This is a genomic window from Porcipelethomonas sp. (assembly GCF_051893655.1).
GTDB lineage: Bacteria > Bacillota > Clostridia > Oscillospirales > Ruminococcaceae > Porcipelethomonas.
Window position 1 is genome coordinate 1 of the sequence record NZ_JBJFHN010000033.1, and the last position, 19121, is coordinate 19121.

Annotated in this window: 17 protein-coding genes; 9 read left to right on the forward strand and 8 right to left on the reverse strand. The window is 39.4% G+C overall.

Features of this window, described 5'->3' with window-relative positions:
* Positions 1-18: 18 nt before the first annotated feature.
* Genes ACI4WO_RS01795 through ACI4WO_RS01805 form a run of 3 tightly spaced genes read right to left on the reverse strand, consistent with a single transcriptional unit; the run spans position 19 to position 2887 of the window.
* The gene (locus ACI4WO_RS01795) at positions 19-783 is read right to left on the reverse strand and encodes a type III pantothenate kinase (protein WP_439805846.1); all 765 of its coding nucleotides are present in this window, start codon (positions 781-783) and stop codon (positions 19-21) included.
* 10 nt (positions 784-793) lie between these two features.
* Positions 794-1702, reverse strand: a complete 909-nt coding sequence (locus ACI4WO_RS01800; RefSeq protein ID WP_439805847.1) for a CAP domain-containing protein — start codon at positions 1700-1702, stop codon at positions 794-796.
* A 9-nt stretch (positions 1703-1711) separates the two neighbouring features.
* A complete protein-coding gene (locus ACI4WO_RS01805) occupies positions 1712-2887 on the reverse strand; it encodes a hypothetical protein (RefSeq protein WP_439805848.1) in 1176 nt (391 codons plus the stop codon).
* A 240-nt stretch (positions 2888-3127) separates the two neighbouring features.
* Here ACI4WO_RS01805 and ACI4WO_RS01810 point away from each other — a divergent pair, with 240 nt between their 5' ends.
* The gene (locus ACI4WO_RS01810) at positions 3128-3505 is read left to right on the forward strand and encodes a Fur family transcriptional regulator (RefSeq protein ID WP_439805849.1); all 378 of its coding nucleotides are present in this window, start codon (positions 3128-3130) and stop codon (positions 3503-3505) included.
* A 151-nt stretch (positions 3506-3656) separates the two neighbouring features.
* Here ACI4WO_RS01810 and ACI4WO_RS01815 read toward each other — a convergent pair whose 3' ends face one another.
* The 3 genes from ACI4WO_RS01815 to ACI4WO_RS01825 form a co-directional block, all read right to left on the reverse strand.
* A complete protein-coding gene (locus ACI4WO_RS01815) occupies positions 3657-4679 on the reverse strand; it encodes a TIGR00341 family protein (RefSeq protein WP_439805850.1) in 1023 nt (340 codons plus the stop codon).
* Between the two features lie 146 nt (positions 4680-4825).
* Positions 4826-6706, reverse strand: coding sequence for a molecular chaperone HtpG (gene htpG, locus ACI4WO_RS01820; protein WP_439805851.1), 1881 nt, complete (start codon positions 6704-6706; stop codon positions 4826-4828).
* 122 nt (positions 6707-6828) lie between these two features.
* Complete coding sequence (locus ACI4WO_RS01825; RefSeq protein ID WP_439805852.1) at positions 6829-7398, reverse strand: M15 family metallopeptidase; 570 nt, start codon at positions 7396-7398, stop codon at positions 6829-6831.
* 232 nt (positions 7399-7630) lie between these two features.
* Between ACI4WO_RS01825 and ACI4WO_RS01830 the strand changes: the two genes are divergently transcribed.
* From ACI4WO_RS01830 to ACI4WO_RS01865, 8 genes are all read left to right on the forward strand, one after another.
* A complete protein-coding gene (locus tag ACI4WO_RS01830) occupies positions 7631-7930 on the forward strand; it encodes an RNA polymerase sigma factor (protein ID WP_439805853.1) in 300 nt (99 codons plus the stop codon).
* A 9-nt stretch (positions 7931-7939) separates the two neighbouring features.
* Positions 7940-9235: an aminotransferase class I/II-fold pyridoxal phosphate-dependent enzyme gene (locus ACI4WO_RS01835; RefSeq protein WP_439805854.1), complete on the forward strand. Its 1296-nt coding sequence runs from the start codon at positions 7940-7942 to the stop codon at positions 9233-9235.
* Positions 9236-9273: 38 nt separating this feature from the next.
* Positions 9274-9597 carry a cyclic-di-AMP receptor gene (locus ACI4WO_RS01840; RefSeq protein ID WP_439805855.1) on the forward strand — a complete coding sequence of 108 codons (324 nt, stop codon included), beginning with the start codon at positions 9274-9276 and terminating at the stop codon, positions 9595-9597.
* Positions 9594-10571: a DNA polymerase III subunit delta' gene (locus tag ACI4WO_RS01845; RefSeq protein ID WP_439805856.1), complete on the forward strand. Its 978-nt coding sequence runs from the start codon at positions 9594-9596 to the stop codon at positions 10569-10571. Before ACI4WO_RS01840 ends, ACI4WO_RS01845 begins: the two co-directional genes overlap by 4 nt.
* A 30-nt stretch (positions 10572-10601) precedes the next feature.
* Positions 10602-11465 (forward strand): PSP1 domain-containing protein, encoded by an 864-nt coding sequence (locus ACI4WO_RS01850; protein ID WP_439805857.1) that lies wholly within the window; start codon positions 10602-10604, stop codon positions 11463-11465.
* A 20-nt stretch (positions 11466-11485) separates the two neighbouring features.
* Positions 11486-12109, forward strand: coding sequence for an epoxyqueuosine reductase QueH (locus ACI4WO_RS01855; protein ID WP_439805858.1), 624 nt, complete (start codon positions 11486-11488; stop codon positions 12107-12109).
* A gap of 49 nt (positions 12110-12158) precedes the next feature.
* Positions 12159-12779, forward strand: a complete 621-nt coding sequence (locus ACI4WO_RS01860; RefSeq protein ID WP_439805859.1) for a DUF4352 domain-containing protein — start codon at positions 12159-12161, stop codon at positions 12777-12779.
* Positions 12780-12890: 111 nt separating this feature from the next.
* Complete coding sequence (locus ACI4WO_RS01865) at positions 12891-13562, forward strand: uracil-DNA glycosylase (protein ID WP_439805860.1); 672 nt, start codon at positions 12891-12893, stop codon at positions 13560-13562.
* A gap of 62 nt (positions 13563-13624) precedes the next feature.
* On the opposite strand, the gene ACI4WO_RS01870 is transcribed toward ACI4WO_RS01865, so the two are convergent.
* Both ACI4WO_RS01870 and ACI4WO_RS01875 read right to left on the reverse strand, forming a co-directional pair.
* Positions 13625-17098, reverse strand: coding sequence for a pectate lyase family protein (locus ACI4WO_RS01870; RefSeq protein ID WP_439805861.1), 3474 nt, complete (start codon positions 17096-17098; stop codon positions 13625-13627).
* 193 nt (positions 17099-17291) lie between these two features.
* The gene (locus tag ACI4WO_RS01875; RefSeq protein ID WP_439805862.1) at positions 17292-19034 is read right to left on the reverse strand and encodes a glycoside hydrolase family 9 protein; all 1743 of its coding nucleotides are present in this window, start codon (positions 19032-19034) and stop codon (positions 17292-17294) included.
* Between the last annotated feature and the right edge of the window lie 87 nt (positions 19035-19121).

The window sequence follows — 19121 nt, forward strand, 5'->3', positions numbered from 1 at the left end:
TTGCAGGGCGTCATTTTTTCAGATATTCTTCATATAAATCTGCATAAGACCATTTAAAAGCAATTCATCATCAACAGTAATTTTATGTCTGCAATAAGGAATTATGCAGCCGGCAAGACCTCCGGTGGCAACAGCATTCATTTTGTATCCCATTTCGCTTTCTATCCGGTCAATTACTCCGTCAAGGCAAGCGGCAGTACCGTAAACGGCACCGCTTTTCATACAGTCGATAGTATTCTTTCCGATGATTTTCTTCGGGGCTTCTATTGCTACCTTCTGAAGCAGTGAAGTGTTTTTTGTAAGAGCACCCTGAGCAGTGTTCACACCCGGCATGATCATTCCGCCGATATAGTTTTTGTCCTTGTCAATTACCGAAACGGTTGTGGCAGTTCCAAGATCGAAAATGATAAGCGGAGTGCTGTAGTAATGAATACCTGCAACTGCACCCACAACAAGGTCTGCTCCCAGCTGAGCCGGATTATCAATAATAATGCTTACTCCGGTTTTTATTCCCGGACCTACAACCATAACCTTTTTATGAATTATTTTTTCAATTGCATGTGTAATACTTCCGGTAACTGCCGGTACAACTGATGCCATAATAGCTCCGTTAATATCGTCAGGGGAAATTCCGTTTAGTTCCAGTATGTTTTTTACCAGAATTGCAAATTCCAGAGAAGTCTGATTATGATTCGTTGAAAGTCTTTCAACGAAAATCATTTTCTCATTTTCCCCGCACCCTATAACGATATTGGTATTTCCGATGTCTATAGCAAGAATCATATTTTCTCCTTTATTTTGGCTGAACAAACGTCTGAACCCAGTAATGACCATAATCTGAATTTTCGTCATAGTAATAGCCTATTCCGATTTTGGTGAAATCAGGGTCAAGAATATTTGCTCTGTGTCCTTCTGAATTCATCCAACCCTTTACTACTTCCTCCGGAGTAGTATATCCGGCGGCAATATTTTCTCCGCTGTAACGGAAGTTAATATTATAATCGTAGAGAAGCTGTGACCATGGACTTCCGTCAGGTCTTTGATGGTCAAAAACAACGGCAATTTCAACAGCTCTTTTATTGGAAACCTGAGAAATATTACTGTCAAGAGTCAGCGGATTAAGTCCGGCATTTTTGCGCTCAATATTTACAAGTTCCAGAACACGATTTATTTTTGCGGCTTTTTCCTGTTTTGCTTTTGCAATTTCAGTTGCAGCCTGTTGTGTAATTACTCTTGAAATGTATGCGGCATCTTTTATTGTGACAGCATTGTCCCTGTCAGCATCGGCAAGAAACATGCTGAAATCTGACTCATATTTGCCGTTTCCCGCAGCACACCTTGCAATAAACGAAGCGTCTCTGATATTGACCTGACCGTCCATATTGGCGTCTCCGCAAAGTCCGATTTTTGCCGGAACTGAAAGTGTTGAACCGTCAATTTCACAAGTAACTGTGTAGTCAGTTTTGCCTGTCTGGTATAGGGATTCCGGAGATGAACCGAGAAAATCAATTTTTGTACCGTCCGGGTAATATCCGTTTTCATCTGCATCAAAATCCGAATATCTGAAAGAGGTTTCATCTGCATAATACCAGTAACCGTTTTTGTTATAGGTGTAGTTTTGTGCATTTGCCGCATAAGTAAACGAGGACAGAATACACGCCGCAGAAATAATAATTCCGGCGGATTTTCTTAAATATTTCATATTTACCTCCTAACTGTTTTTTAATAAAGCGTCTGAAGGCGTTTTTACAAAAAGACGGCGGGAAACCAGTACCAGCAATATCAGATTTGCTACGGCAAGATAGTTCAGGTCAATTACTGTATTCTGGAAAAGATAAGGAGTATAGCTTAAGAAGCTTACTGCGTTTACTGCCAGAGCAATCCACCAGTCTTTTTTATAAATAAATGCCCATAAAATACTTAAAATACAGGTAATGAATGTATAGCGTTCATGCATTGCAGGCAGGAAGAAGATGCATACATAAGTTACCCAGAATGAAAGAAGTACAAGATCGCTTCCGGATACGTCCTTCCTTTGGTAAATAAAGGCGCAGGCACCCAGTCCCAGAACTGTGATAGTAAGAATGATTCCGACTTTTTTAAACATTTCGTAATCACCAGTGATAAAATTGAATATATTAGGGCATGCCATTGTAAGCTGCTCATAAATATCAGTCTGTTTAAAATAAATGGTAAGAGTATCCTTAAAACCTCTTCCGGCAATAATGGCCGGAAGAATTCCAATAAAATAAACAGGAATAATATACAGGAGATTCAGAGCACTCATTTTTTTAGAGGCAAAGTAGTATATCAGTATAACAGGCAGAAAGAAAATTGCCTGAAGCTTTAAAACGAAAGCAATTCCATAGAATATCATTGCACATCCGTATTTTTCCTTCATCATAAAATACATACAGAAAAGGATCATTGAAACGTATATGAAATCGCATTGTGCCCAGAAAGCGGAGTTTATAAATACAACAGGGCAGAAAATTATAACTGAAAACAAAGCCAGATTAAAAGCGGAAAAGAATTTTTTCCGTGTTATCATTGAAACGACTTTTATAGCAGCGAATGCACCGACAAAATCAAAAATAATTGATAATATTTTAATTTCCGTCAGATCGTCAAATGGAAGGTATGGAAGAAGCGCTAAAAACAGCATATAGGGGACATTATATTCTCCGATATTTTCTCCCAGTCCCGAAAGACCGTCATATTGAGCCAGCTGGATTATCCAGTTCTTCATGAAAAATGAATAGTCGCTGGTTTCATGGTCAAGCATAAGTATTCTTAAAATAACAGCCATTAATGCTGCGGCTGCAAAACCGATTGTGACAATATGTTTTCTTATAAATTCTGCAAATTTTATTTCAGCTTTTGTCATATTAAACCCTTTCTTTGTTGAAAAAAATTGTTGAATAAAATCATACTTCTATATATTAAATTATAAAGGGTATGTGTATTTTTGTCAAGTAAAAAACAAGGGTCAATTTTTGTGCAATCTTTACCTGATAAAAATTTCTAGTAATTTTTTTCAAAATTCCTTGACATTTGAGAACAGTTTTGCTATAATATTCACAGAAGAGTTTGAATCATAGGTTGAATGCGGTCCGGGAGAATTCATATGCGTTATTCAAAGCAGCGTGAACTTATTTTAAATACTGTGTTGAAAAATAAGATTCATCCTACTGCCGACGATGTTTATAATCTTCTGAGGGATGAGTACCCCGGGCTTAGTCTGGGAACAGTTTACAGAAACCTGAATTTCCTTTCAGAACATAATATGCTGAAAAAAATTAGTGTGCCTAACGGGTCTGACTGTTTTGACGGTACATTGACAAATCACCAGCATCTGGTATGTGTCAGATGCGGGAAGGTTTTTGATATTTCGATTCCAGAGATAAGTAAAATAGAAAACGATGTTTATAACCGCACCGGTTTTCGCATCAATACTTCTTCGCTTGCATTTGAAGGCATATGCCATGAATGCGAGAAAAAGTAATTTAACGTTTTTTACAGATATAGATACTCGTTTGAAATTACAGTATCTTCTTTGTTTTTTCTTTCTCTATACCACATTAACAAAAAGACACCGATTTACGGTGTCTTTTTGTATGTATAAAACATTTTATATAATACTGATAATATATAGCTTATGTTTTTTCATTCTGAACGATAATTTCGATTTCTTCGGCATCCTCACATTTTACTGCCAGCCATTGTCTCATGGTTTTTTCACGTTCATCTGATACAGGCTCTGACAATATAACAGAAAGCTTGCTTGATGATGTTATCTCGCCTTCGTGATAGGAGTCAACATTTCCCAGTGAAATATTTTCAATCTGTGGAAAAAGAATTTCAGCTTCTTTTCCCAGTTCGGAAAGCTCGGCTGTTTTTTCCTCTTCAAATCCTGTTATATCCGATTTGCCTATCATATTTACAGCGATAAGAATACTTGGTATCATAAGCAGTATGGTTGAAATAGTAACCCGTATCAGAACCTTTTTCTTTACTTTTTGTTCCATTATAGTATGCCTTGGAACTTTAAGTAAAAGAAGTACGATAATAGAAGACAGGCATATAAAATAGCTGTTTAAAGTAAACAGATAAAATGCACCGAAAAAATAAGACCATTGTCTTGTTGCCAGACCATAGCCAGCCGTACATAATGGCGGCATAAGTGCAGTTGCAATAGCAACTCCGGGAATTACATTGGATTTTTCCTTTCGTGTCATTCCTATAATTCCGGCAAGTCCGCCGAATACAGCAATCAGGACGTCCCAGATGGTAGGCTGAGTCCTTGCAAGAAGCTCGGAAGTGGAATCTGAAATCGGAGTAATACTGAAATATAATGTTGATGTCAGAAGACTGACAACGATCTGAAAGGCAAATCCTATAAAAAACCGTCTTACGATTTTAAGATCTCCTGAAGCTATGCCGTAGGCTATTGCCATAATGCTGCCCATAAGGGGAGAAATCAGCATGGCACCTATAATAACAGCGGTGGAATTCATATTGAGTCCGATTGAAGCAATCAGTATTGCCAGAATCAGGACGCACATATTTGTGCCTCTTATGGTGGCACTGTTTACAAGACGATTATAAATTTCGTCCTGAGAGGTTGTGTCATCTTTCAGCGAAAACGCATCGCCGAGAATTTTTTTAATAGCAGTCATATTTTTATACAGCCTTTATTTTTTTATTATATATCAGGCAAATAAAGCTTCCGGTATATATTTGCTTTTATTTGCGGTTGTTAAATTTGATAACGATTAATATACAAAACCTGTTCCGTCTTCCGCAGAAGACGGAACAGTCATTTTTAAATCATAAGTTCGCATACAAGATTTGAAAATTCAACAGGGTCTTCAACAGGCATACCTTCGATCATGAGAGCCTGATTATAAAGGAGCTTACTGTATTTTTCAACCTTGCCCTTATCGGATTCATAAAGATTTTTAAGTGTTTCAAACACAGGATGATCCGGATTAATTTCCAGAACCTTGTTTGCTTCAACCTTCTGGTCATTTGGCATAGAATTGAGTACCTTTTCCATTTCAACAGAAAGGTCGCCTTCTGATGTAAGGCAGACAGGGTGGGACTTGAGTCTCTTGGAAAGCTTGACGGATTTTACCTTTCCGCTCAGCTTTTCTTCCATGAATTTAAACAGATCCTTTGCCTCTTCCTCCTTGTTTTTGATTTCTTCCTTTTCTTCCGGAGTATCAATATCAAGGTCGCCGGCGGAAACTGATTTGAATTCCTTTTCATTATAATTTGCAAGCATTTTGATTGCAAATTCGTCTATATCATCGGTAAGGTAAAGGATTTCATAGCCCTTGTCTTTTACAAGCTCTGTCTGAGGCAGGTGGTCGATTCTGGAAATATTATCGCCGCATGCATAATAGATATATTTCTGGTCTTCCGGCATTCTGGAAACATATTCTTCAAGAGTTACAAGCTTCTGCTCCTTTGAAGAATAGAACATGATAAGATCTTTTAAAGTATCCTTGTTCATGCCGTAGTTGCTGTAAACTCCGTATTTAAGCTGGAGTCCGAATGCCTTGAAGAATTCCTCATATTTTTCTCTGTCATTTTTAAGAAGTTTAGCGAGTTCATTTTTTATTGTTCTCTCAAGACTTTTTGCTATAAGCTTGAGTTGTCTGTCATGCTGGAGCATTTCTCTTGAAATATTAAGTGACAAGTCTTCGGAATCAACAAGACCTTTTACAAAGCTGAAATAATCCGGCAGCAGATCAGAGCATTTATCCATAATCAGAACACCGCTTGAATAGAGCTGAAGACCTTTTTCATATTCCTTTGAATAGTAATCATAAGGAGCCTTTGACGGAATATAAAGAAGTGCATTATATGTTGCAGTACCTTCAGCCTTGGTGTGGATATGGATCAGCGGATCAGTATAGTCAAAGAACTTTTCCTTGTAAAAATTGTTGTAATCCTCATCCTTAAGCTCGTTTTTATTTTTTCTCCAGATCGGAACCATACTGTTGAGGGTTTCAGTTTCTGTGTAATCCTCATATTCGTCCTCTGAGCCTTCCTTAAGACGGCTCTTGGTAACATCCATTTTAACAGGGAAACGGATATAATCGGAATATTTCTTGACAAGACTTTTTATTCTGTACTGTTCCAGATATTCTCCGTATTTTTCGTCTTCTGTATCGTCCTTGAGAGTAAGTATTATTTCAGTACCGACATCTTCCTTGTCACACGGACCTATCTGATATCCGTCAGCACCTGTTGATATCCATTCATAAGCCTGATCGCTGCCGTATGCCCGGCTCTTTACATGAACTTCCTTTGCAACCATAAATGCGGAATAGAATCCTACACCGAACTGACCTATTATGTCAACATCCTCTTCCATTTTGTTGTCGGTTTTGAATTTTAATGAACCGCTGTCGGCAATAGTTCCAAGATGATTTTCAAGCTCTTCATCCGTCATGCCGATACCGTTATCTGAAATGGTGATCTGACGAGCATCACTGTCAAGCTTTATATTGATTGCGAAATCATCCTTTTTCAGTCCCACCTTATCGTCAGTAAGGGATTTGAAATAAAGCTTGTCTATTGCGTCACTGGCATTTGAGATAAGCTCTCTCAAAAAAATTTCCTTATGTGTATAAATTGAATTGATCATTAAATCAAGAAGTCTTTTGGACTCTGCTTTAAAACTTTTAGTCTGCATTTTTGTCAGCTCCATAAAATATTATTTAGCACTCTCTAATCATGAGTGCTAAATATAGTATAATACACTGCGAGAAAAAATCAAGACAATTCACTAAATTTTCATTATTTATTTACAATTTGTTAACATTTCACACACTGAAGCTGCATATATTCCTCTAAAGTTATGCTCATTCTTTTCAGACACCGGGCATGTTTTCTTCCTACATAACGATAATGCCACGGTTCGTATGTAATACCGGTTATATGTTCCTTACCCTTTGGATAGCGCAGAATATATCCGAATTTATGGGCGTTACAGTTGAGCCATTCAAATTCCTTTGTATTTTCAAAATCTGCGGTAATTTCACCTTTCCAGTCCATGGAGGAAATATCCGCCGCAAGACCGGCGTTGTGTTCACTTTCTCCGGGAGCAGCAATGGAATCTGAGGTTTTTTGATAAGCTTCTTCATAGGTCATTCCCTGATTTATATATCGCAGTATATCCTCATTGAAAAGTCCTTTTTGGTAAGATATGCTTCTGTATGCTGAAAATACCCGCAGACGGATACCGTCTTTTAGAGCAGCACATATCATCTGTTTCATGGCATATGCGGCATGTTTTTCCAGCTGATAGCCTTCTGAAAGATCAGCAAGACATGGTTTATAGTTCTCCGGCAGAGGATTATTCTTGTTTATTAACATCAGTTTCATTTTGCATTGTTCCTTTCATTTGTATTTTTAAAAGTCTTATAACATGTCCGTAAAACCCGGCGTTTCCTTAAACAATATGAAAAAAATTTATTTTTTAGAACTTCAAGACTTGACATATGCAAAAAAATGGTATATAATACTATAAAAGAACATTTGTTCTTTCGGGTTTGAAAAGCCTTTTCTTTTACATTCATAAAAACAACAACAAAATATATTTACAGGAGGCATAAGAATGTCAAGAAGAATATCCTTTGAAGCACTTGAATTTGATAAACGCATAAGCGATCTTGCTTTTTCCGAGTATGAAGATGAATCGGAAGAAAAAAGAGCTAAAATAAAAAATGTTATGGCAAGAGTAATAAAAAATGATCTTACTGCAAGACAGCGGGAGATTATTGTGTTATACTATTATAATAACAAGGGAGTGGCGGAAATTGCTGAAATGCTGCATGTTTGTCCGTCAACTGTATCCAGAACAATCAAGGCGGCAAGAGCAAAAATATACAAATATCTAAAATATTATTTTTTATAGGAGAACGATATGAATACACCTTTATATGATTTTCTTTCAGATTATAATGATAAAAATACATTAAGACTTCACATGCCCGGACATAAGGGAAAAGGGACTGATAAGTTATCCGGTTTTCCATGGGGTATGGATATAACAGAAATAAAGGGGGCAGACAGTCTTTTTGAGGCGGATGGTATTATTGCACAGAGCGAGAAAAATGCCTCGGAAATTTTTGGTACTGTAAAAACCTGTTACAGTGCCGGAGGGTCTACCCTTTGCATACAGACCATGCTTGCTCTTATGAAACAGGAAAACAGAAATATTATAGCAGTAAGGAATGTTCACCGCAGCTTTCTTACTTCCTGTGCGCTTCTGGGAATTGACCCTGTATGGATCTATCCGGAGTATACTTCCGGTATTCTGTCCGGGGAAATACCTATGGACAGGCTTGAAAAAGCCCTTAAGGAAACGGCAAACCCATGCGTATACATAACCTCTCCTGATTATCTCGGCAAAACCGCAGATGTAAAAGCAATATCGGAAATGTGCAGGAAATATGGAGCTGTGTTGCTGGTGGATAACGCCCATGGAGCACATACTGTATTTACGGGGAATCATCCTGCTGCACTTGGTGCGGATATGTGCTGTGACTCGGCTCATAAAATGCTTCCGGCATTGACAGGTGCGGCATATCTTCATATAGGAAATAAAAAATATGCTGACAAGGCAAAGGCTGCCATGGCACTGTTTGGCTCTACCAGTCCCAGTTATCTTATAATGGCGTCCCTTGATCTGTGCAATAAATATATGCATGAACGCATGAAAGATGATATTGAAAGACTTATTCCGGCAATTGAAAAGCTTAAGAGGAAACTTAAGAAAAAATACAGTGTATATGACGGCGAGCCTTTTCATCTGACACTTCTGTGCAATGGATTAAAGCTTGCTGAAAAACTCAGGGAGAAAAATATAGAGTGCGAATATGCTGACAGCAGCTGTATTGTTTTGCTTTTTTCAGTTTGTAATACTCCGGAGGATGTTGCCCGGACAGGCAAAGCACTTATGGAGTGCAGTCCTGAACCGCCTTTAGGTTTTCAGTTTACGGGATTTCCGGAAATGGAAAAGGCAATGACCGTGCGTGAGGCGGCATTATCTGACTATGAAACCATTGATATTGAAAAAAGTGCAGGAAGAATATGTGCTATGGTCAATGTTCCGTGTCCTCCGGCTGTACCTGTTGCAGTAAGCGGAGAGGTAATTAATGAAAATTGTATTAAAATTTATAAAAACTATGGAATTTTTAATATAAATGTGATAAAATAGAAAAGTAAAAATAACCGCTATGAAAGGTCGTGTTACATATGAAACTTATTTTTGCAGTAGTTAACGGGGATGACAGTCAGGCTGTGGCAAGAGCATTGACAAAGCGTGGATTTTTTGCTACCAAGCTTGCATCAACAGGCGGATTTTTAAGTGCCGGAAATACAACGTTTCTTATCTGTACAGAGGACGAAAAGGTTGACGCAGTTGTGGATACCATAAAGGAAAAAAGCCACAAAAGAAAACAGTTTGTACCTTCCGCAGCAGCTTACGGAGTCGGCACATACACTTCTTTCCCGGTGGAGGTTTCAGTGGGCGGTGCTACAATATTCATCACAGACATTGAACGTTTTGAAAAGGTATGATAGAAAAAATTTACGGAAATGCCTTTTTTCTGGAAACAATAAAGGGTATGTTCTCAAGCGGACGCATTGCTCATTCGTTTCTGATTTACGGTGAAAAAGGGCTGGGAAAGAAAACGGCGGCTGATTATCTTGCAGCAGCTTTGCTTTGCGAAAAGGGAAGCGGCGTTCCGTGCGGGGAATGCCGTTCCTGCCGGAATGCGGCAATGCATATTCATCCGGATATTATTTATCCTGAACACAGTGGCAAGCTTAATACTTATACCGTTGAAACCTGCCGTAAGGTTTGCTCGGATTCTTATATTGCGCCGAATAACGGCAGTGCAAAAGTGTATGTCTTTGCAGATGCGGATAACATTCAGCTTCCGGCACAGAATGCTTTACTTAAAATTGTTGAAGAACCGCCTTCTTTTGTATATTTTATTTTTACAGCCGGTTCAAGAGATGCTTTTCTGCCGACAATTATTTCAAGAGTCACCTCTTTGGGAATATCCCGGTGCAGTACCGATGAATGTGCTGCTGCTTTAGCATATAAAGGATATGACAGCAGTCAGATAAGTGAGGCTATGGACAATTTCGGCGGAAATATCGGAATGTGTGCTGAATACATTGAAAACGCAGGACTGCGGACAATTGCGGCATTGACAAAAAGGGCGGCTGATAGTATAATAATCAGAGATGAATATGGTCTTCTGACCGTTATGTCCTCTCCGGAGCTTAAGGAAAGACAGTCGGCTTTGCTGTTCCTTGAAATGCTTGACAGGATTATAAGGGATTCATTGCTTCTTAAGCTGGGAGGGACTGGCAGTCTTATAAGCTGCTATGGAAAGGGAGCTGAAAGGCTTACACAGCGTATTTCAGTAAGATCTGCCGGAAAAATTCATGAATTTATAAACCGGGCAGCAGCCGATATAAAAGCAAATGTAAGTCCGGTTTTGCTTATGTCCGCTTTGTGCGGAGAAATAATGAACAGTTAGGAGGGAAAAATCATATCTGAAAATAAAAAATTGATTGAGATTATTGGAGTAAGATTCAAACAGGGCGGAAAAGTTTATTATTTTGGCCCTAAAAATGTCAGATTTACAGTGGGGGAACATGTTATTGTTGAAACCGCAAGAGGCGTTGAATGCGGAGAAGTCGTTATTGCAAATCGTGATATTGAGAAAAATGACTCTATTCCGCCTGTTAAGGATATAATCAGAAAAGCTACGGCAAATGATATGAAAACTGTTGAAAAAAATCATATCAGGGAAAAGGAAGCTTTTAAAATATGCCTTGAAAAAATTGAGTACAGAAAGCTTAATATGCATCTTATAGACGTTGAATGCACATTTGACAATAATAAGATTCTGTTCTATTTTACTTCGGAAAACCGTGTTGATTTCCGTGAACTTGTAAAGGATCTTGCGGCTGTTTTCAGAACCAGAATAGAACTTAGACAGATTGGAGTAAGGGACGAAGCGAAAATTTTAGGCGGACTCGGAATATGCGGAAGAGAATTCTGCTGCAAGGGATATCTGGGAGAGTTTCAGCCTGTATCTATCAAAATGGCAAAGGAACAGGGACTTTCTCTGAACCCCTCAAAAATTTCCGGTACCTGCGGACGTCTTATGTGCTGTTTAAAGCATGAACAGCCGGCATATGAGGAGCTTCTTAAAATCACTCCGAAGGTTGGAGCATTTGTTAAAACTCCGGAATGCAGAGGATATGTTGAGGAAGCTAATCTTATTACAGGTAAGCTTAAAATCAAGCCTGAAAAAAGCGATGTGCCGATATATGTGGACAGAAGCAATGTCAAAATTATAAGAGATTCTGAAATCAAGGTCAACAAGGAAGAAATCAAGGCTCTTAAAGAGCTTGAGGACAGCTGATTTTCATTGGGGCATTGAACATGGAAAACAAAAGGAATTTTCAAAGAGAGCTTGAAAAAGTACTTGATAATATAAAATCAGCAGAAAAAATTCCGGTTTTGCTTCTGCATAGCTGCTGCGGTCCGTGCAGCAGTTATGTTCTGGAATATCTGACTCAGTATTTTTATGTAAAACTGTTTTTTTATAATCCTAATATTCATCCTTGTGAGGAGTATTTCAGGCGTCTTGAAGCTCAGCATAAAGTAGTTGAAAAAATGGGACTTGAAAGCAGAGTGGAAATTATTGAGGGCGAATATAATCCGGAAGATTTTTTCAGCACTGTTTCAGGTCTGGAGGGTCAGCCGGAAGGCGGAAAACGCTGTGAGGTCTGCATCAGAATGCGTATGGAGGAAGCCGCAAAGGCAGCTGTTAAATATCATGCTGATTATTTCGCAACAACGCTTACTGTAAGTCCTCATAAAAATGCACCGTATATAAATCTTGCCGGTGAAAAAATCTCAAAGGAATACAATATTCCTTATCTTGTTTCTGATTTTAAAAAGAAAAACGGTTATAAGCGTTCAATAGAGCTTTGCCGTATATATGATATATATCGTCAGAATTACTGCGGATGCGTATTCAGTATGCCGCAAAACCGTTTATGAAGTATTAAAAAATTCTGCTCGCCGCTTAAGCGGCAGAATGGAGAGTAATATGAAAAAATTAAAAAGTATTATAATTGCAGCGACTGTTCTGGTCATGGCGTTTCCGATGGCCGGATGCAGCGATAAAAAACAGGGAACGGCAAATAATGTTGTTTATTATGACAGCAATAATTCTTATGTGAATCCTAACGACCAGCAGGCAACTCTTCCTACAGGTGAACAGCGTGTGGAAGCGTCAATCGGCACTCAGGCTGATCTTAAGGACTACAGCGTTGATTTGGTAAAGCTTGTAAATGTCGGAACAACCGGTCCGGATGATGTTCATGCACAGGAAGTAAACATATATGGTGCAGTGTTTGATATTACAAACAACAGCGATACTGCCATTAATGTTTCTTCACTGAGTAATTTTCATGTCCTGCTGGAAGACGGAAGTATTATTTATGGAGTTACAGGAACATCTATGAAGCGAGCAGAAGAAGCATTGAGTGATGTTCCGGTATTCCTCGGCACTGAGATAGGTCCGGGAGAAACGGCAAGCGGCTTTTATGCGTTTGAAGTTCCAACCGGGTGGAGCAATTTTGAAATAAATTATTTTCCGGAGTACGCTGATGAAAATTATGACAGCTTAGTTTATAAGGTCACACCGGATATGGTGGTTGAACCATAATAAAAATAAGGGAGCTTTTTATTTGCAAAAAGTTCCCTTTTTATTCATATACTTGTAAAATTATAGGAAATATGGTAAAATATTCTCATCAGAGTTGAAAGGAGCCTTGTGATGGTTGAATTTGGAAATGACTGGGACGAGCTTTTAAAGGATGAGTTTAAAAAGGATTATTATCTGCGATTAAGGCAGTTTTTGATTCAGGAATACAGAACCAGGCGTATTTTCCCCGGTATGTACGATATTTTTAATGCTCTGAAATACACTTCTTACGAAGATGTTAAGGCAGTTATTATAGGTCAGGATCCTTATCACGGGGTTGGGCAGGCTCATGGACTGTGCTTTTCTGTAAAAAAAGGTGTTGCACCTCCTCCGTCACTTGTAAACATTTTCAAGGAGATAAAGTCGGATGTGGGCATTGACAATACCGGAAAACACGGAGAGCTGACTAAATGGGCGAAAAACGGCGTATTGCTTCTGAATAATGTTCTGACAGTCAGGGAAGGATGCCCTAACAGCCACAAAGGAATGGGTTGGGAACAGTTTACAGATGATGTGATAAGTCTGCTGAATCTTCGTGAAAAGCCAATGGTATTCCTTCTGTGGGGAGCAAATGCAAGAACCAAAGCAAGGCTTGTCACTAATCCGGCACATCTTATTTTAACATGTGCACATCCTAGTCCTCTTTCAGCATATAACGGATTTTTCGGCTGCAAACATTTTTCAAAGGCTAATGAATTTTTGAAGGCTAATAATATGGAAGAGATCGACTGGAGTATAGATTAATATACAAATGGTATAATTAAAGGGAACTTTTACAATGTAAAAGCTCCCTTGTTTAATGCGATTTAATTTACTATTGATAATTCGCTGTTAAGTCCTAATTCAGAAAGTGGTGTGATTCCAAGTACATTTTCTGTGATTTTTGAAGAGTCTACCAGATCGATTATTCCATCGTATTCACAATCGGCATTGGCATATGATGAAAGTTCAGGCAATGGATATTCCGTCTGGCTGAGGAGATATTTGTTAAGAAGTACTACATCAGTACTTGAAACTGTTCCGTCAAGATTAACATCACCATATAATGTTGCAACAGCATCTGACGGTACTGTTGACTGATTTTCCTGAGTGGTTACAGCTGCTGTTACAGTTGTTGTTACGGTTGTTTCAGTAGTCGGCTGAGAAGAAACCGCAGTAGTTGTTGTAGTTACAGGAATAATCGGCAGCTCGATACTCTGGAAATCAATTCCGAGGTCGGCATATATACTTTCCGATGTTGTTTCGAGGAATCCGCCTGTATTTAATGTTCCGTCTTCATTTCTCCATTCCTTATGGAAATCAGTTCCCATAGCCGGAGCAGTAATACTGATAAAATCAGCGTCAGTGAGTGTTACAATACTGCCCAGTTTATTTCCGCTTGCTATAGTCTGCTTATCTGTAACATTATAGTACTTGCTGCTGTTATAATAAACAGAATTTTCAATAGTACCAACAAACTTATCATTGGATATATTTAATGTAACTTCCGGAGGCAGTGCCTTTGTCAGCTCTGTTTCATTTATATAGCTGATGATATTGCTGAAATCACAGCCGTCATCTGTGCAGCGGTAAAGTGAATAGTTTGGCTTGTTGTCATTTCCGCTTACACCGTTATTGTACGAGGTGCAGTTAGTAAGGCTTTCAAGCTTTGGATTTTTATTATCAGTAAACCCGCAGTTTAAGTTTTCAAATGCAAGACAGTTTTCAACAATATGTGCAGTCCCTACGCCGCTGCCGCCCAGTTTAAAGCCGTTGCCGTCGCAATCGCCGTAACCTTCGCCGGTTTCAGTATAGCCGTTTCTGAAGGCAATGCAGTTGCGGATTGTTACCACGCCTATAGGACCAGTTTCTGTCTTTGCAAATAAATCCCAGCCGTCATCACTGTTGTTGTATGCCATACAGCCGTCAAATACATTTCCCTCACCGCAGGTAAGCTTTGCGGCAAAGCCGTCAGCATTTTCCATTGTTGCGTTGTCACAGTTGTTTTTTGAAGTACAGTTAAGAACAAGGTTGTTTGAAGGCCACTGATCAATTGTGGCATAAGAACTGTTATAGCGTGAAATCTGAAGACCTGTATCCTGATTGTCATTGAATACCATCATTTCAATAATATTGTTATCGCCTGAAATAAGCATTCCGTTATCTCCGGCACCCTTGATTTCAAAGCCCTTGAAATACCAGTATGAACCATCCAGAACCACGCCTCTGTTTGAGCCTGCGACTTCCATAGCTGAAAAATCCCATACAACCTCTTCGCCGGGATATGCCATAATTGTGTTTCTTGCATCAGCTGTACCGCTGTTTGCTTCTTCGATCATAATTGTCGTGTCAAAATTATATGTTCCGCCGAGAAGATAAATTGTAATGCCCGGATGTGTCTTAGCCATGCTGATCGCTGTTGCAACATCTGTCGGATCATCTTTTGTTCCCTGTGCAGATGCTGAACCGTTAGGAGAGCAGTAAACTGCGTCAGCTGAGATTACAATTTCAGAGCTTGTCTTGGTAGTGGACTTTACAGAAGCTGTTGTCAGAACAGATGTAGAAGCCAGACTGCTTGTTGACTCAGTTACGGCAGCTGTAGTAACAGCCGGTGTTGTAACTGCCGGAGTATCTTCTGAGGTAAATCCGCTTCCGATTGCTATAACAGGGGATGTGTAAGATGTTATTTTTGACATAAGCTCAGTATTAACAGAATAGTCCTCATCATCTGCTGCGGTAAATTCAAACTCAAAGTCACCGCCGCCGAGACGGCCGGCTTCTGACATAACGATTGAAGGAACGTCATCTGCTGCGTCAGGAGTATAGCTGTACATGATACTGCTGTCTGTGTCGAAGTTGTTGTATCCGTATCCATCAAGAGATTTAACACTGTTAGGAACTATGTCATTTCTTGCTGAAACCTCATAAGCATCAAAGCTTGTACTGTTATCATTCTGAGTAATATAGCTCTTTTCTCCCACTATATAGTTTCCGTAGGACTTGATCATTGCACCTACATGGTCATCGAAGTTCCCTGTATCAGAACCCATGTCGCATGTAAGCATAGGATACGGACAGTTTCTGAAATAGTTTGCCTCAACAAATGCGTCAGCGTCCTTAACTGCACCTACACCATACTTGGCATTTCCGTCATAGTAGTTGTTGTAAACGTGAACGGACATTGTTCTGATTCTCGGATGTCTTGAATCGGAATGATCAAACCAGTTGTGGTGATATGTGATCCAGTTTTCGCCTGTTTCTGATGTCATACCGCAAAGGGACATTTTTCCCGAATCCCAGAAGTGGTTGTAGGAAATTGTAAAATACTGTGAATCGTTTTTCATATCCAGAGAACCGTCACCCTTTGCCTGATCGGAATCGCTTCCGGCAGTACCATAGAAAATATCATTATTATGAACCCAGATATTTATATTTGCTGTTTCAAAAGCAATACCATCATCGCCGAAAAGCATAATGCCAAGGTTTCTTACTTCGATATTCTGTGATCTTACGCAGCGAATACCAAAGCCGTAGCATACAGCGTCCTCGCCTATTCCCTCAACAGTAATATTCTTTACAGGGCAGGATGCACTGCTTGCCTTGATGTGCAGGTTGTTTTCATCACCCGAACCTGTAACGCCGTCAGCAGTAACCTTGCCGATAATTCTGATGTCAACAGGTCTTGTTTCATAGCCGTTCTGGAGAGCTGTCAGAATTTCACTGATACCAGTGCAGGCTGTTGTACCTCCTTTGGAATCGGTTACAACATCCATAGTCATAGTGTTTTTTGTATCTTCTGTCAGATACAAAACAACCGCACCATCTTTTAAAGTACCGTCATCATTGTAAGCACCTACTCCGATACCGCCGTTAGGTGAATTTGCAGAAAATGCAAATCCGCTTCTGTCGTAGCTTCCTACAGTAATTGCTTCGGATTCAACTGCATTTGAAGCATCTTCCTTACCGCCTGAAGTTGGTACGACCTTCATTATATATCTGCCCGGTTTCAGTCCGACTGCATCTGCTCTGAAATAGCCGCTGTACTGTCTGACAAGCATGGAATCCAGCTGAGTATAGCTGCCGCCTTCGGGTTTGCAGTAAACATTATAACCGTCAGCACCGCTTACAGGAGTCCATGTAACGTAAGCTGATTCCTTAAGAACATCCGTACTTACCGGAGCTGAAAGATACGATTCTGCCGACACTGAATTAATACTGATATAGGAATAATTTCCGGTTATCAGTCCTCCTGCTGCGATAGCCGCCGCCAGACAGCAGGATACAAGTTTTTTAAACTTCATAGGCTTCTCCATTCTGCCGCTTTTTGTGCGGCTGTAATTTAGGTGTGATAAACAGCATTAAAATATATTAACACAATTTACATTTTCATTATATTACTGGCAAATTGGCTTGTCAATTGATATTATAAACAATTAACCACATACGATTTAAGCAACATGCACAAAAATGTTTTGCACGAGAATATATTTTTGTTTATTGTATGCCAAGATCAGTTTCCGGAGTGATTCCCAGTACGCAGTTTACAATACAGGCAGAATCTTCAAGGTTTAAAATATAGTTTCCGTTATCATCAACATCATATCTGGCATTTGCATTTTTATATGAATGCTCATTTTCCAGAGGATATTCATCAGAACTCAGAAGATATTTGTTGAGCATAATAACATCTGCACTGCTTACATAGCCGTCAAGATTTACATCTCCATATTTTGTACTGCTTTCCTCAGATGATAAACTTTGTTTTATTTCTTCAGGAAGGGCAGTATCAATGCTCTGACCGCTGCCGAAAAATCCATAAAGTCCTGCACATGCGCCAACGAAACCGGCATTGTAATCTATTGAAACTTCATTGTACTGATAATCACAAGTTTCATCAATGTGCTCGTCCTCTGAACCCGGACCGCCAACCAATGCTCCGTAAAGCACATATTTGTGTTCTGCTTTGCTTTCAGGATCGTCAGAGCCTGAAGCGGCGGCATGGTGAGGATATTTTACAGAATTTTCATTCAGACCTACTATATAGCATTTGTTTTTACTGTTATTTCCCATGAGATAGCTCATCTGTTCTTTTGCCCAGTATGAATACTTGCTGTTTCCTGTATATTTTGCATGCAAAAGTCCCAGCATCTGCATATTTGTATTGTATCGTGCAGAACCCCAGTCGTCATAGTAAACATATCCCTGAGGAGTACTGTATTCAGCGATACCATTGTCAATTGCCTCAGAAATTACATTCCAGTATTCTGTATTGCCGGTTTTAATTGCCATGAGAGCAAAACCGCCAAGCCAGCTGTCGTCCCAGCAGTATGCCCAGTAAGGTGCGTCATATATCCCCTCGTTGAGGTAATTTTCGGCATCTGTTTTATACCTGCTGTCACCAGTGGCAGTATAAAGCCATGCAGCGGCAGTTCCAAGCTCATCCGTATAGCCTGATGACCCATAGAATCCATTATCAGCCTTATCAGTACCCGGCTGTTTTAATGGATTGTCATTTACAAAATCATAAAGTGCCATAGCTTTTTCAAGTGATTGTTCATCACCGAAGTTGACATAATATCCAGCCATTGCAGCTGCTGATATGGCACAAATATCAGTAGACGGAAATTTTTCTGTTGCAAAATAAGCCTTTCTTTCCGTAGTCTGGTTTTCGGGAGCACCCCAGTAGTCATGGTCAGTCTGCCCCAGTCCTACCTGATAGCAGAAAGCTATGACTTTTCCGTTTTCATCTGTAAAAGTGCATTTTTTAAGATAATCATTAAAATATGTCAGAATGGTTTTCATATGACTGTCCTGACCGGTTTTTTCAAAGCTTTCTTTAAATCCCATATATTCCAGATTAAGAGTTGCCGCAGTAAATCCCTGGGGAAGTCCGAACTTTACAAAATCTCCGGCATCATGAAATCCACCCGAAACATCAATGTAACCGTCAGCGTCCGGGTCGAGATATTTCTGGTTTTCAGTTATAAAATCAGCAGATAAATCTGTTCCGTTTGTCAGCGAAACCTCTGCATCATAAATATGGCAGTCGTTCCTCCATGTAAGCTGTGTGCATTCATTAACATCTTTTCCGCACATATTTGCATCATACATGTACAGTGAATACTGAAGTGCTCTGGCATAATTTTCATCTGTCTGCGCAGATACACCGGGAATAGTACAGTATATCACTGCGGCGGCAGCTGCAGTAAAAGACAGGACTTTTTTCATTCTGTTCATTATATAACTCCATATAGCTTGTTATTTTTTTCCTACTTTTTTATCAATGAATTTAGGCTCAAGCTTTGAATACAGTATTTTCTGTTC

What these genes read in the sequence shown, in the direction of transcription:
- ACI4WO_RS01825 (WP_439805852.1), bottom strand. Translation starts at nt 7,398, where the DNA reads ATGAAACTGATGTTAATAAACAAGAATAATCCTCTGCCGGAGAACTAT.
- ACI4WO_RS01845 (WP_439805856.1), top strand. Translation starts at nt 9,594, where the DNA reads ATGATAGAAAAAATTTACGGAAATGCCTTTTTTCTGGAAACAATAAAG.
- ACI4WO_RS01830 (WP_439805853.1), top strand. Translation starts at nt 7,631, where the DNA reads ATGTCAAGAAGAATATCCTTTGAAGCACTTGAATTTGATAAACGCATA.
- ACI4WO_RS01800 (WP_439805847.1), bottom strand. Translation starts at nt 1,702, where the DNA reads ATGAAATATTTAAGAAAATCCGCCGGAATTATTATTTCTGCGGCGTGT.
- ACI4WO_RS01860 (WP_439805859.1), top strand. Translation starts at nt 12,159, where the DNA reads ATGAAAAAATTAAAAAGTATTATAATTGCAGCGACTGTTCTGGTCATG.
- ACI4WO_RS01865 (WP_439805860.1), top strand. Translation starts at nt 12,891, where the DNA reads ATGGTTGAATTTGGAAATGACTGGGACGAGCTTTTAAAGGATGAGTTT.
- ACI4WO_RS01835 (WP_439805854.1), top strand. Translation starts at nt 7,940, where the DNA reads ATGAATACACCTTTATATGATTTTCTTTCAGATTATAATGATAAAAAT.
- ACI4WO_RS01815 (WP_439805850.1), bottom strand. Translation starts at nt 4,679, where the DNA reads ATGACTGCTATTAAAAAAATTCTCGGCGATGCGTTTTCGCTGAAAGAT.
- ACI4WO_RS01795 (WP_439805846.1), bottom strand. Translation starts at nt 783, where the DNA reads ATGATTCTTGCTATAGACATCGGAAATACCAATATCGTTATAGGGTGC.
- ACI4WO_RS01840 (WP_439805855.1), top strand. Translation starts at nt 9,274, where the DNA reads ATGAAACTTATTTTTGCAGTAGTTAACGGGGATGACAGTCAGGCTGTG.
- ACI4WO_RS01875 (WP_439805862.1), bottom strand. Translation starts at nt 19,034, where the DNA reads ATGAACAGAATGAAAAAAGTCCTGTCTTTTACTGCAGCTGCCGCCGCA.
- ACI4WO_RS01810 (WP_439805849.1), top strand. Translation starts at nt 3,128, where the DNA reads ATGCGTTATTCAAAGCAGCGTGAACTTATTTTAAATACTGTGTTGAAA.
- ACI4WO_RS01855 (WP_439805858.1), top strand. Translation starts at nt 11,486, where the DNA reads ATGGAAAACAAAAGGAATTTTCAAAGAGAGCTTGAAAAAGTACTTGAT.
- ACI4WO_RS01870 (WP_439805861.1), bottom strand. Translation starts at nt 17,098, where the DNA reads ATGAAGTTTAAAAAACTTGTATCCTGCTGTCTGGCGGCGGCTATCGCA.
- ACI4WO_RS01805 (WP_439805848.1), bottom strand. Translation starts at nt 2,887, where the DNA reads ATGACAAAAGCTGAAATAAAATTTGCAGAATTTATAAGAAAACATATT.
- htpG (WP_439805851.1), bottom strand. Translation starts at nt 6,706, where the DNA reads ATGCAGACTAAAAGTTTTAAAGCAGAGTCCAAAAGACTTCTTGATTTA.